We start from the raw sequence: 13,839 nt of genomic DNA on the forward strand, positions 1-13,839 counted from the left end.
AAGGCTGACCTCCAAGCCCAGATTGACGAGTGGGAGGTAGCGTATGATGTAGACTCACCAGAGAGCCCCTGTGCGTGCGCAAGTGATACGGATAACGTTGAGATAATTCGGGAGATGAAGAAAACAGTGGGTAACTGGGAACACATCCAAAGTCACCTTCAAGTTGTTGACCTAGCGATTGAATATTACAACACCTTCACGTATCTCTGAGGATCTGTCCTTGTCCACTCCTATCTCTTTGAAGTCCTTCCTCTATAATTAGGTACTGTCGTTCAGACACGATGACACCACGTAGTGTCTGCACTCAGTCCTTCATACAGTAGCCTACTTGCTTAGTCAGGTCATCCCTCACGAATCTCTTACGGTACTAACTTGTTCTGTTGTAACTAAGGTTCTTGTTGATGAAACAGGTTAACTTGTTACCCTATATGTTCACTCACAAGTTAACTTACGAGTTAACTTCTAAGGTAACCCGTGTATATGTATGTATCGTGGGAAACGACTGACGTATGTCTGACGGGGCTTTATTACCTTGCCACAGTACTACGGACATATGGCGCAAGGACTTAAACGAGCAGCAACGTTTTGGACGGACGCTGGAGGCGTCGGTAAAACCACGATAACGTCTAACGTGGGCGATATCCTCGGATCCAGAGGTAACGACGTCCTCTGCATTGACCTCGACCCGCAACACGGTGGTCTCACCAAGTTCGTCGGGATGGAACACCTCCGCACGGCCGACGAATACAACCTGTTAGACGTCGTCTTCAGTGACGACAGAGACCTGAACGACATCATCGTGCCTGGGGACCATCCCGAGATTAACCTCGGGTACGACCTCATTCCATCACACCGCGACCTCGAAGACTTCGCCCGCGAAATCACTGCGAAGTACGACGGGAACCCACTGATGGTGATTCGGCGTCTCATCACAGAGGCCAAACTCGACAAACAGTACGACTACATCCTCGTGGACGTGCAGGGCTCCCGCGCCCAGCTCGTCGCCAACGCGATCGTCAGCACTCGCAACGTCGTCGCCCCAATCGAACTCTCCGAAAAGGGCGCCGGGAGCATTGAGGAACTCGAGTCATACATTGAACGTCAACAGAAAAGCCTCAACCGGGAGCTGAAAGCGATGGGTGCTGGGCCCGCATCCCTCGGGATTATCGGCGTCATCCCGTACGGACTTAGTCACGGCACCGGTAACTTCGCTACGCTGCAAAATACAGAAAAAGATGGGCTCTACAGCCTCCACCTGAAGCAAAAACCAGTCACTCCATTTGGCATCCCCGAAGCGAAAGCTGTCTCGGAGAGTCTGTCGAACAAGGTGACGCTTCGAGAGTTCATTGAGCGTGACGACACGCGCGACCTACGGGATTCCTCCTGTGAACAAGTGATCCTTCAACGGTACAAAGCGCTCGCTGACCTCATCGAGGCCGGCGAAATCAACGACCTTGACGGGCCGTACACCGCAGAGTCCGTTTTCCGCGGGTACAACGGCTCCCTGAAGAACAAAGAACGGGAAGAAGAAATTCTCCCAGACCACCTCACGGACAGTACCGACAATGCACAACCACACTCTGCTGACTGAACTGAACAATGGCTACTAACGAAGACGACGACAAAGTGACCCACGGCGCAACGGACGAAGGATACGACGACGACCGCGGTCTGCTATCCCGAGACACAGGGGCAAGTACGAGTGCCGAACCCGAGACGGAACCGCAAGAATCCGACGCGGAACCCGAATCGGAAGTCGCTGACGAGCCCCAACCAACTTCGGATTCCGGAACCACGGCGGAAACAAAGCCTTCGAAGGGTGATGATGGCGGGTCAACCCGGGGGGAAGACGCCTCACAGACTGCTTCCCCACCCGGTGTTGAGACTGGATCTTCGCCTGACCCCGAGAATGTCGCTGTGGGAGATGAACGTGCTGAAGTGATGGCGGTGGCTGAGGCTATCGACACGCCAGCGGTTGACCCAAGTGATTCGCACGAGTTCCCCTTCTTATTCTCACGGAAGGGTGCACAGGAAGCGCGTGACCATGATTGGATTTACTTCCAGGATCACGTCGACGATGCGTACCAACAGGCAAAGCGGCAAGCAGAGGACATCTTCGGTGATGATGTCACAGAGACGGACGTGAAAGAGGCGATCTTCATCGCTGGGCTACGGAATTTCGACGACGCAGTTGGGACGATGCACGAGTGGGGCTGTCGGGCTGACGAGTAGTCGTCCTCGGATTCTCGCTGTTTTTCGAAGCGGTGAAGTGTGTTATGTGGCTGAGAGTGTTGTTTTCCGGTAGTTAGCGTGTTTTGGCAGGGGTGGCGGCGAGGGCGGTATTTGCTATAGCGTTATATGGTTTATATTGCTTGTATGAGTGGTGATTCAGCGGGTAGAATGTCTAAAACCCGGGTTTAGCGCCGATGAGGTTCTGGAACTCTGCACTGAACTAAACAGCAAGTTAGTGCAGTAGATTTACGTACCCCTCCGCCGTATGCGAAGCATAAATCGTGCCACCCACTCAGAACCCCGCTAACCCCGGGGAAACACCCATCGAAACCGCACTCGACCGCTACTTCCACAGTCTCGATGCAGGCGGCTCAGAAAACACACTCCGATACGTCCTCCGAGACGGCACCGAATCCTTCCACTCATTCCTCGCCGAAAACGGCATCACGACAGTCGAACAGATCACAACCGACACCTGCCGTGACTGGGGATACGAACTCCGAGAACGCACAGACAACGACGAAATCGCCGCCTCAACAGCTCACAACTACTTCGCATACACCCGTGCCTTCTTAGAATTCTGCAAACGCGACGGGTTACTCACGACAAACCCTGCTGAACCAGATCGCACTCAAGAATATCTCCCAGAAGATACCGGCGACCGCGACAGACAATTCTGGGGCGAACGCGACCGGAAAGCAATCATCCAGTACGTCACAAAACGCGCAGATGAAGCCCTCAACGACGACCCAAACACATCTCTCGAGCCAGCGTATCGGGATCGTGTACTCGTGTATCTGCTCACCTTGACGGGGGCACGCGGCGCTGAGCTGTTCCGTGACCCTCATGATGAGAAACGTAACGGTCTCCGCTGGACAGATGTTGACTTCGACGCTGGGACGATTACTGTCCTTGGGAAGTCCCGAAGCTGGGAGACGATTGGGCTCACAGAGGAGTCGCGGCCGGGGTATCCAGCTACTCAACCCCCGCTTGAGCGATGGTATAACCGCGTTCAGTCGCCTCCGATAGACGATTGGCCTGTCTTCCCCACGGGGCACACCCCCTCGAAACGCGAGGCCCTGGTTGATGCGCTTGGCGAGGCCGAAACAGCCGGATTATTGGAGGAGATGACGGTTGATGAAGCACTGCGAGAAACGGAGGTTGCTCCACCTGCGATATCCAAGAACGGCGCTCGCAGCCTGATGAAACGACTCTGTGACGATGCTGGTCTGGACATTGATGGAGAATACCTCAAGCCGCACGGCGCGCGTCGTGGCCTTGGGCATACTCTGTATGAACAGGGAGAGATTGTGAATGCACAGGGGCTTCTCCGGCACGCTTCGATCCGGACAACGCATGAGTCATACAGTGATATTCAGGCTAAGCAAGTAGCTGAGAACACCGCAGATGCTGTTTCAGGGGCTTCACAACCCTCGGACACGGAAGAGGAGTAGCAGAAGAGACACCGGGTTTCCGGTGAAAACACGCCGTTAACACCTCAAAAACCGGGTTTCTTATCGCACTGTTGCAATAAACCATATGTCGCTACATTATTACCGGGCCGTTGAGTTGCGAATGTCTCGCTGAGCGTTCACGGATTTACCCAGTTCTGACTCTCTACCTCTGGTATCTCACCCCGATCAGGCTACTGAAACCTATCAGAAAATGCGACTGCCAGCGAGGAACCGAAAAACAGCCGAAAATAGCTGCGTTACTGTTTCTTCACCCGCGCAGTTCTCTCACTCAGCTCAGCGAGTCTGCACATACAGGTTGTTGAGCGATTGGACAGTACTGCACATGCCTATCAGTTAGCGTATTGCGCTAACTTTCAAGAGGGATCAGTGCCATTCCGAAGTATGCCGAATACAGTTAAGCAAAGTGGGGAGGGCCCTGCACTCCAGGTCACAAAACCAGCACGTGCAGCCGAGCTCGCAGAACTTGCGACTGGTGAAGGGAAAACCGGCGTCGAGCGATGGGCTGACCTCGCTGATGTCCGTGTCTACGGGTTTGACAAAGCACTGTTAGTTGTGCGGCCGAGTGAGATGAAGTCTGAGCACATCGCAGAATTGGTTGCCAGTGCAGCACGAGACACCGGGAGTATCTATAATGGGATGGATGCGAGTGTGCGGGCAGCTGGGAATGGTTGTATGGTGTCGTTACCGGGTCTCGACAAAACGGGAATCCACGTTGACGATACAGCTCCCGTTCACCCTGGGCCAGACATACTAGTAGTGACTGACGGGAGTGCTGACCGTGCTCGGTTGGCTAAGGATTTGGTTTCGATTCGTCAAGCGCAGATCGGAGAGTGAAAGACTCGAATTGTCTCTGTCAGCCAGTTAGCGCTATGCGCTAACTCATTACTTCTCGCGGAAGAGTAACGACTGCGAGCCGCCACCCGCTCATTCGGTTTCTGAAGGCCATGCCGGGAGGAACACATGAATCGTGGTTCCGTCAGAATCGACATCAGCAGTTAGCATTCCTCCACAGTAGGTCGTAATCCAACTCACCATCCACAGGCCAAGTCCGCTACTGTGACTGAGTTTGCTTTCTTCACCTTCTGTTAGGATATGCTGTTCTTGCTCGGGAAGACCACTCCCAGTATCACTCACCGAGAACTGAATCTCTCCGTCATCGGTGAGTGATGCAGTGACGGTTACCTCCAGGTCGGAAGTCTCGTTGTGCTTAGTAGCGTTCGTGATGAGCTCATCTAAGACGGTCAAAATTCGCGGGTTGACTTCGTACTCTGTGAGAGTGTCAGCAACGTCAAGCGAGGTGCGTGGTTCAGTGTCTTCGAGTTTTTCTCGAACAGATTCTGTGATGGCTGTCATCGGGATGCGATTTTCTGTGGCATCTAACTGGTCGAAAATCTGCTCGATTTCATGGGCTTTCTCAGACTGAGCCATGATCTTCTGGGTTACGCGTTGGACTGTTTGGATAGCATCACGGGCTTCAGCATGCGTTTCGCTGGCATCGTGTGGTGATTCGTAGAGATCTTCGAGGATCTCCATTTGGAAATCAATCACATTCAATTCGTTTCGAAGGTTGTGTCTGAGGAGTCGGTTCAGCACAGACAGGCGTTGTTTCCGGACGAGGTCTTCAGTCTGTTCGACCTGGATGGCGACAAATCCAACTGGGTCACCGGTTTCATCGGTCACTGGGGCGATTGTCTGCCGAGCAAGATATCGATCTCCGGCTTTCGTTTTATTGATGATTTCTTCGGAGAACACATTACTATCCAAAATCGTGGCCCAAAGTCGTTCGTAGTATTCTTCGCTCATTTCACCGGATTTGAGGATTCGCGGAGTTTTCCCGACTGCTTCCTCAGCCGTGTAACCAGTAATCTCCTCAAATGCGGGATTAACGTGACGTATTGTCCCGTCGACGTCAGTGATAAAGATTGCATATCCAGCGTGTTCAACCGCTTTTTGATACTCAGTTGCTTCTCGGTGAGCTTTGACGGCTGTAATCGTGTTCGGGATAGCCTCACCGATATCTCGGAATAATTCGACTTCAGCGTCACTGAATCCGTCCGGAACCGTTGTGTACACACCAAGAACATACCCCTCGCCGATTGGGAGTTCCAGTGGGACCACCAGACATGCAGTGATACCCCGGTCAGCAGCAGTGGCTTCCCATCCTGTCTCGCTATCAGGATCGACGTCTATGACCTGAATCTCATCGGTTTCACTAGCTTTTCGCACTGGGTCAAAACTCTCCACATCACCACGTTGGGACTGAACGTATCCATCTGGTTGCCCAGCGACGTGCCCAGTTTCGTCGTCCGCTCGGGCAGACAACCAGACCATTCGATACGCATCGATGGTGGCCAACTTCTCGGGAATGAGCGTCGTAAACTCGGCTGGGTCCATGTCTTCGATGAGGACTTTGTTGAGTTCGCGGAATAACCGCGCGACATCTTCGAGGTGGACGATTTCAGTTACGTCCGTGAGAGTGATTGCTTCAGACGCAGTTTCAGCCTCAATAGTCGTTCGATGTCCCTCAAATTTGGCAGGCTGGTCACCGACAGTTCGAGATATGACAGTCTTTTCACCACGGCCTAAGTTTGCTAGTTCCGCGTCGGCACTGTAGAGAGTCTGCCCTTGGATAGGGCTGTGCTCGAGAATGGCAGCTGCGCTGTCGTTGTAGTTAATGACTTTCCCCTGATCATCCAAAATGAGTGCGCCTTCTGAGATGCTTTCAGCAATAGTTGATTGGTCAGGATTGCTGAGTCGAGTGAATTCACCGCGTGCATACCAGAGTACGCCGAGCGCGAAGATAGCGACGCCGATGGGTTCGTAATTCAGCACCAAGAATGGGCCTCCCCCGTAGTACCCCGCAATGTAGGGGATGAGAGGTAATGCAGTAACTGACACGAGTAGATAGAGCGCAGTAGGACGAGTATCGGCGTCGGCAAACGAATCGAAGAGAAACCAAAATCCGATTCCAGAGGCAGTGTACGAGAACCCAGTCGCCATCCAGTGAGGAGCAAAGTGTGTGACGCGCCCGTGCCGGAACGGTTCTGCAATAATCTGCATATCCATGTACGCCCCGTGAATCGGGTTTGTCACCTTGACAAGAACGATCGCGCTGAACACGGACAGACCGACAAGTCGCAACGCCCGCGACCGGTGATACTGGCGGCCACTGTAAGCTGACGCAAAGTATAGCCACGCGAAAACCGTCGCAATCCCAGCGATAAGCCCGAGAATGTACACGATGCGTTTGCTCGTTAACGATGGAAGAAGGAGTTGCACCGCCATCAGGAGCGCCCAGACACCGTTCAAGAGGAATAATCCGCCGAGTCCACGGCGGATGTCGGAATGCGACAGCGATTGGACACCGGACAGTGCGCCGAGACAGACAAGACCAGCAACGCTGAATACCGACACGTAAAGCGCGTGTAGAGTTCCTCCCATAGTCATCCTCGTTGATTTCGTGTTGTGAGTGTTCTGTTAAGTCCTGGTAGGGTCTTGCTCACGTGGAGCAGAAAACTACCACCAGGGGTAATGTTCGTGCGAAATTCTTCGGCGCGTGCAGATATATGTGTTTGGCATTGTCGGTGGCGCAACAGCACTATCACGCTCGGATATGCTTCCTAACACTTACACGTGGTGAGTGATTGAATGCCCACGACTTTAGTCGTGGGATGAAAATCCGATTCTTTATGTTCGTCTGTCGTGTTGATTGGAGTGGACATGCGACATGCTGCTGCGGGGAACCGGGTCATGCTCAAGATGGCCACGATCCGGTCTCACCACTCACACTCACACACCTTCGCAGCCCAACCAGCAGCGGTTGGCATGTCACCCTACGACCACGCCACGGTGGCTGAAACCGCGTGGTCGGGCCGATGGCGCGGCCCGCTGCTCACGGTGCTGAACGCCCGTGAGACCCACGCCCGATCGGGCGGGGTACGTCGAGCGGATACACTGAACACGCCACACCCTCACCGAGAGGGCCGAAGACGCATCAGCGAACCCGCAAGCTGACAGCCGGAGCCCTCCATCCGGGAGGTCTCACGGAGGAGTCCCACGACTTCAGTCGTGGGAGGACGTCAATTCAGCCAAGAATGGTTTGAGTGGTAGTGTGTGAGTCGCATGGATAGTCAGTGGGTTTTGTGACGGGTGGACGTGATTTCACTATCAGTCTTGTCATCGATATTCCGAGAAAACGCGAGTAATCTCCACGGGTTATCGTTTGAATAGTATCGGACGTTCGTCAGGAGCATCCGTTGATCGAGGTGCTCTCCAAGTTGGACATCGTGCGCATTCCCTTCTGTGAGTGTCGGCGGATTCAACGCATGGATGCGGATTTCGTGCATTCGGCCGTGCGTGGCCACTCCATCCCGGTTGTAGAGTGTTGTCACCGTCACATACTCTTCAATTTCTTTGTACTGAATGGCGGTATCATCAATGTGGACCGGCATCTCTTCATCAGTTGGGACGTTCGTTGTTCCGAAGTTGTCCGCAGACACCTCTGGGAGGACGGCTGGATCCACAGTTTCTGTGGTGCCACAGCTGCGACAAATGAATTCCCGTTCCATTTCCGACACCACCGACTCAGATGCACTCGCAGTTTCATTGACGTCGACGCCTGGGGACTCTGTTTCATCTGCACCACAGACTAGACATCGCACAGCCAGCTGGAGTTCACTTGTTGTTGGTTCTTCACCAGAGCTCATTGGTATCTATGTGTAGTGCGTACTCCGGGACAAAAGTCAGGGACCCATCCAATCACTGCTGGTCGTTTCACACCAGTTCTGCGAGGGTACGCTGTGAAGGGTGTTAGAACGCGTATTCATCTTCATTGTGGTGACCGACGGGGTCGTCTACGGCATAGTCAGGGTCGGGGTCGTCGTCATGTCTTGCGTTGGCTTTGTGTGCTGTGAGACCAGTGCTGATGAGCGATTCGAGTGCTTCGGCCTCGCTCGTGAAGTCGCCAGTTTCGACGAGGCGTGCGATCTCATGTTCGAGTTGATCTGGGACTTGTGCTTCGATAGTGCCCATACCTCAGGTGCGTGGCCTGAACTATAAAAAACTTCGCCGGGCTACAAATACTCATCAAGCCCGACTTCCGGGCGCTGCTCAATCGCATCATCCTGGTTTTCTACTGTTGTCTTCGCCTTGTGACAGTGCTTGCACAACGTTTGTAGATTTGACTCCTCTAACGGGTGCCCACCATCCGCGACACGTGTGATATGATCTACGTGGAATTCCGGCGACTCCACATCATACTGGTCTAGGATTTGCTGTTTCCGAGGCCGCTCACCATTAGTCTCACCCTCAGTGACGCGTTCCTCCGCGATTTCATGAACCTGGCAATACGCTCGCTCCCACATTTCTCGACTTACCCCGCACTCTTGGCACACGTAGTCATCACGCTCAAGAATTCGTTCACGCACGGTTGTCCAGGTGAATTTTTTCTGTACCGCCTGCGCAATCTCTCGACATCGCTCCGAGCAGTAATTCCACCGCGCATCCACCACTTCCTCATTGCACACACGGAACTTATCCAGCGCTTGCTGCGGAAATAACTCATCCATCGACTTGTTCAACTTCTCCTGTCGCTTCATCTACTGCTCACCAATCACGGCTAAGTAGGCACGATATTCGTATAAAGACTGGACAACAGAGTGCCCTCAACTGACTTTCGAGTCGGAAAGCCGAATCTTTACCTTCCCCCCAGCAGTAACGCTGTTGTGAGCGAAACAGTCCTTACTGCGGACGTTTACGACGCCGAAGGCATCCTGAATGACGGTGAGTACCTCTGGGATTTCGGGATGTTCGTCTGTTTTGGGACTCGAGAGTATCCACGCGACACCATAGCCGGGCACCGAGTCTGGCAGGCCTGGGCCAACAACGCAGACGTCGAGTCACGCAAAGAGGCAGAACCAGTCAAATGCGTTGAGGTGCCAGTTCACGAATTCGACTACGGGATTTTCTTCGAAGTCCCACTTGACGAAGCAACGCATCTCATTCGAGACGGCAGGTTCTGGCAGATTGAAACCCGTGGCGCAACCACAACCACGACCGACCCGTTAGACGTTGACATTGATGCGGAGTTACCGCTTGATGGCGAGGAATACGTTGTGTTGAAGCGTGAACGAGCCCCCGGCCGCCGCGGAGAGAATCTTCTCCTTCCAGCAGAGAAGGTTACCGCGATCGTTGAGCGTGATGACAGTCCAGTTACCGCTGTGCGAAAGCTCTCGTAGGGACAACCGCGTTTGTTTTGTGTGTCACCACCCCGGGTGTCGAATGTAAACCCCTGAAATCACGTGGTTAAGCTATTCAGAGGTTTGGTGGACTCACTCCCGGGGTCAAGTCCCGGGGCAGTCGCCTTGATCGCCTGTACACAGAAAGTGACTGGTTCTACCTATAGTAGAATCTGGAAGTCTTTGCAGAGATACCCGCCGAAGACCGGCGTATCTCGTTGGTTCTCGGAGATCTAGTGTGAGGTGTGAGTAGATACTTCTGGAGATTACTATAGTTTGAAGGATGATTTTGCATACCCCGGGCGTCGAGTGTAACGGCGGGGATGTCGTGTTCTAGAGTTGTGGTCATCGACCACCCCGGGTGTCGAATGTAAACCCCTGATAACACGGGTTTTAGCTTATATATCGGAGGTCACACTCGGAAGTCAGTGTTATCAAGATCCTCAAATCGGCTGTCTTGATGGATGACTTTCTGTACGGTATGCGAGTCTTCCATGAGGAAATAATAGTTTGTTACACCTTGCCCGCGCCCACGTCCGACGCGTTCACTCTCCCCCAGAATGTCAAGAAATACCTGCTCGCTGAGTCGATCATGCATCCTTCGGTGCGACAAGGTATCCATGTCCAGTTCATCTGAGACAGTTTTGTACACATCGTAAATCTCTCGCGTTGAGAATTCGTTGTCACGTTCATGCTCAGCCAGCAACGATAACGCGTACACCGCGGCTTTTGCCTGTGTTGGTTGCCCTTCGAGGAGTTGCGAAAACCGATCGATGTCTGCCTTCTCGCGTGCGTCACGAACATGGTGTTCTTGGACTTGTTCTGAGTCTTCGTGTTTCGCTAATTCACCAGCATTCCGTAGAATATCCAGCGCTTTCCGTGCGTCACCGTGTTCTCGAGCAGCGAACGCAGCACTGAGTGGGATGGCATCATCGGTCAGAACACCATCATGGAAGGCGTCTGCGCGATTCCGCATAATTGCACGGAGTTGATTTGCATCATATGGTGGGAAAATGAATTCGCGGTCTTGAAGGCTGCTGAGAATCCGTTCATCAAGCGACTTTTTGAACGAGATTTTGTTACTGATAGCAATGATTCCGACCTTGCAAGAATCAACTTTACCTGATTCGCCTGCCCGCGACAGCTGCATGAGAATTTCGTTGTCCTTGAGTTTGTCAATTTCGTCAAGGATGATGATAGCCACGTCATAGAGTTCATCTAGGATTTGCCAGAGTCGGTGATAGTAAACGTCAGTTGCAAGGCCAGTTACTGGAATTGAGATTCCTGTTTTATCAGGGTTGTTGAGGGTGTGTGCAGTGTTAATCACAACGCGTGTCTCTGTCGCTGATTGCGTGCAGTCAATGTAGACACGCCCCATCTTAGTGCCCTGTTGTTTTGCAAATTTTTGCGCGCTTTGCGTAACATGCTTAGCGACAAGTGATTTCCCAGTGCCTGTTTTCCCGTAGATGAGTGTATTCCGTGGTGACCCACCACGGACGGCTGGGTGGATTTGTGACGCGAGATCTTCGATCTCGTCGTCGCGGCCGATAATACGGTCTTCCTCAGGGATGTGGTCAATATTGAGCAGTTCTTTCCGTGCGAAGATTGCGTCTGGACTAGCCCAAATATCGCCTAATGAGCTTTGCGACATGGAATCCGCTGAGTCATCGTCAGTGGTTGTGTTACCGTCTTTTCTATGTGAAGAGGGTTTATTCTCCTCTCTTTCGTGGGGTGTGTCTGCGCCAGTGTTTGAATCCATACACTCGACGCCAGGTTCCAAGATAATAAATGCTAGTGGTTCACCCACCCCGAGTGTCGAGTGTAAATCTGCTTGCTATAAACTAGTGAGAGTATCTATCGTGAGTCTTCTAATCGTAGTGTGAAGACCAGATGTCGAATGATGTTTGCACCCCAGGTGTCGAATGTAATAGGGAGCAATGAGATCTCTGAGAGGGAATATTGAAACAGGCACGCACCCCAGGCGTCGAGTGTAACACTTGAAATTAGAAGGGTGTGAAGCCCTGAGCTGCCTGTCCCTATTTCTGAGTGGTGTATGCGGGAAATAGAGTGTGCTGAACTGTGGGCTGAGGAGTCGTGGACTCCTCCTCACTCCATGAGAGTTTGTCCTGCGGGTATGGTTTATCCACCACCCACTTATAGTTTCCTTAACTATAATAACAGGTATCTGAGGAGTAAGAACTCCATCTAACCACAACAGCAATCCTAACACAGTCTTCAAAGGCTTCTACCCCTCTTTCTCTACAGTTTACACTCGACACTCGGGGTGTGGGTGTCCACATAACTACCCTGACTCATCCACCTAAGTATCACTCGTTACTGTTCGCCGCAGTCATTCCACCCGGCCCTGCTCCGTCACGGGTGAGTAGGGCAGCGTAGTTCACTTTGTTTCATCTGTCCGCTCACTGTACCACGTCACCGGGATGTCGTGGGCACGCGCATACTCAACCTCCGATTGCGTGCTCTCACCGACATACCCATCCACGTCGATGACATGGATGCGATCTGCAAAATCAATTTTCCGCTTGTGGAGTTCATCCAGCATATCTTTTTCAGCTGCACTGAGATCAACATCATCAGCGTGCCCGAACAGACCGACAGACAACACAATTTTCCCATTCAGTGAGAGTCGCTGATTCTCAGCGCGATACGCGTCTTTGAATTTTGTACTCCCGCAAAGACACACTACCTCCGGTTCCTCACTGACACTCGGACTCGAAGTCATACCTCAACCCTCCCGGACACTTGCAATCCATGTGGCGAAAACCAGGTCTGAATGCTTACTGAATCAGCAGTTGGCGCGCAAAACGGATGGTGATACGAAATTTCTGTAAACCAGTACCCTTCTTCGTCAGCAGGTGGCGTTCCAAGAACCGCTGGTTCAGAAGCGACGTTCTCTTTCGTGCTTCCCATACTCGTGTTTCGGGTGCCGCGCCTAGTGAAAGTTCGTCTTTCGTGGCCTGGTCAGAACACACCAGTTAGCGCAAGGCGCTAACAACAGTGGCGTTACAGCCGGGATAATCAACTGGTTGGATTACCCACGGAGGAATCCCACGACTTCAGTCGTGTGGAGGAGGTCAATAAGGGTCTGTTGGTTCAACCCACATCATAATGCGCCCCCAGAGCTCGCACTTGAACGGCGGGATGTCATCTTCATCACTGCGATATGTAAGCCCGCGCTCGATTGGGTTGTCCCAGTCCGTTGGATCGTGGTACGAATCATTCGTATGCACGTTCAACACGACATCGTTGCTGTCTGATTCGACGAGAAACGCGTACGTACCGTGATGATCAATGTCGTCAGCGAGAATAACTCGGGCATCGTCTGACAGTGCATCCAACACGCCATATTCTAGATCAACAACGGGGAGTTCGTACTCGTCTGGGTTTTCCTGATTAACCAACTCATCAGCACTGTCGAATTGACTACCCTCCCACACCTTCACTGTGACAGTCCGTGAGACTTCTTCAGGCTGTTGCGATGCAGTCATGAGTGATGTTGAGTGATATCCTCTGCGTAGAGGATTGTCACGCCACGTTCGTGAGCGAATTTCCCGCCTTCAATATCAATTTTAGAGTGGTTGTATTCTGCTATTGTATCGACCAGCCCCCAGTCAGAATTGTTGAATCTACCCGGTCTAAGCGGGCTTGGCGGTTGCTTGAATATTCGTAACTTGGAAGTAGTAAAAATCAGCGCGAACTTGTATCGCGGACTGTCATCTTGAGGTGTGTGAACTAACCCAGCACACTCATCGTGGACAGTTCCCTCATCGGATGGTCGCCTTTTTTCACCTGGGACAATCAGCTCGTTACATCCACTGCACCGAGGGGAGTGATTCCTGTTCGTACTCTCTTTTTGCTTGCTGTCTATCATTGTT

At 52.5% G+C, this 13,839-nt stretch carries 12 protein-coding genes; 4 read left to right on the forward strand and 8 right to left on the reverse strand.

All coding sequences use genetic code 11. The annotated features are described in order from the left end of the window. The first annotated feature begins 553 nt into the window (after positions 1 to 553). From QYL91_RS15445 to QYL91_RS15455, 3 genes are all read left to right on the forward strand, one after another. Positions 554 to 1,591, forward strand: coding sequence for a ParA family protein (locus QYL91_RS15445; protein ID WP_302083502.1), 1,038 nt, complete (start codon positions 554 to 556; stop codon positions 1,589 to 1,591). A gap of 8 nt (positions 1,592 to 1,599) precedes the next feature. Next, positions 1,600 to 2,232, forward strand: coding sequence for a DUF7970 domain-containing protein (locus tag QYL91_RS15450; RefSeq protein WP_302083504.1), 633 nt, complete (start codon positions 1,600 to 1,602; stop codon positions 2,230 to 2,232). 281 nt (positions 2,233 to 2,513) lie between these two features. Then, positions 2,514 to 3,686 carry a tyrosine-type recombinase/integrase gene (locus QYL91_RS15455; RefSeq protein ID WP_302083506.1) on the forward strand — a complete coding sequence of 391 codons (1,173 nt, stop codon included), beginning with the start codon at positions 2,514 to 2,516 and terminating at the stop codon, positions 3,684 to 3,686. A gap of 945 nt (positions 3,687 to 4,631) precedes the next feature. Here the strand turns inward: QYL91_RS15455 and QYL91_RS15460 are convergent. From QYL91_RS15460 to QYL91_RS15475, 4 genes are all read right to left on the reverse strand, one after another. Continuing rightward, positions 4,632 to 7,148, reverse strand: a complete 2,517-nt coding sequence (locus tag QYL91_RS15460) for a PAS domain S-box protein (RefSeq protein WP_302083508.1) — start codon at positions 7,146 to 7,148, stop codon at positions 4,632 to 4,634. A 689-nt stretch (positions 7,149 to 7,837) separates the two neighbouring features. Next, positions 7,838 to 8,230, reverse strand: a complete 393-nt coding sequence (locus tag QYL91_RS15465; RefSeq protein ID WP_302083509.1) for a hypothetical protein — start codon at positions 8,228 to 8,230, stop codon at positions 7,838 to 7,840. 286 nt (positions 8,231 to 8,516) lie between these two features. Further along, positions 8,517 to 8,738 carry a DUF7120 family protein gene (locus QYL91_RS15470; RefSeq protein WP_302083511.1) on the reverse strand — a complete coding sequence of 74 codons (222 nt, stop codon included), beginning with the start codon at positions 8,736 to 8,738 and terminating at the stop codon, positions 8,517 to 8,519. A 41-nt stretch (positions 8,739 to 8,779) separates the two neighbouring features. After that, positions 8,780 to 9,304 (reverse strand): HNH endonuclease, encoded by a 525-nt coding sequence (locus QYL91_RS15475; protein ID WP_302083513.1) that lies wholly within the window; start codon positions 9,302 to 9,304, stop codon positions 8,780 to 8,782. A 126-nt stretch (positions 9,305 to 9,430) separates the two neighbouring features. Here QYL91_RS15475 and QYL91_RS15480 point away from each other — a divergent pair, with 126 nt between their 5' ends. Then, complete coding sequence (locus tag QYL91_RS15480) at positions 9,431 to 9,943, forward strand: hypothetical protein (protein ID WP_302083515.1); 513 nt, start codon at positions 9,431 to 9,433, stop codon at positions 9,941 to 9,943. 412 nt (positions 9,944 to 10,355) lie between these two features. Here QYL91_RS15480 and QYL91_RS15485 read toward each other — a convergent pair whose 3' ends face one another. From QYL91_RS15485 to QYL91_RS15500, 4 genes are all read right to left on the reverse strand, one after another. Continuing rightward, a complete protein-coding gene (locus QYL91_RS15485; RefSeq protein WP_302084063.1) occupies positions 10,356 to 11,594 on the reverse strand; it encodes an orc1/cdc6 family replication initiation protein in 1,239 nt (412 codons plus the stop codon). A 747-nt stretch (positions 11,595 to 12,341) separates the two neighbouring features. Beyond that, positions 12,342 to 12,686, reverse strand: coding sequence for a hypothetical protein (locus tag QYL91_RS15490; RefSeq protein WP_302083517.1), 345 nt, complete (start codon positions 12,684 to 12,686; stop codon positions 12,342 to 12,344). A 352-nt stretch (positions 12,687 to 13,038) separates the two neighbouring features. Further along, complete coding sequence (locus QYL91_RS15495) at positions 13,039 to 13,452, reverse strand: hypothetical protein (protein ID WP_302083519.1); 414 nt, start codon at positions 13,450 to 13,452, stop codon at positions 13,039 to 13,041. Then, on the reverse strand, positions 13,449 to 13,835 hold the full coding sequence (locus tag QYL91_RS15500) for a hypothetical protein (RefSeq protein ID WP_302083522.1): 387 nt from the start codon (positions 13,833 to 13,835) through the stop codon (positions 13,449 to 13,451). The genes QYL91_RS15495 and QYL91_RS15500 overlap by 4 nt, the downstream gene beginning before the upstream one ends. Between the last annotated feature and the right edge of the window lie 4 nt (positions 13,836 to 13,839).

Source organism: Salinibaculum rarum, from assembly GCF_030505615.1.
Taxonomy (GTDB): Archaea; Halobacteriota; Halobacteria; order Halobacteriales; family Haloarculaceae; genus Salinibaculum; species Salinibaculum rarum.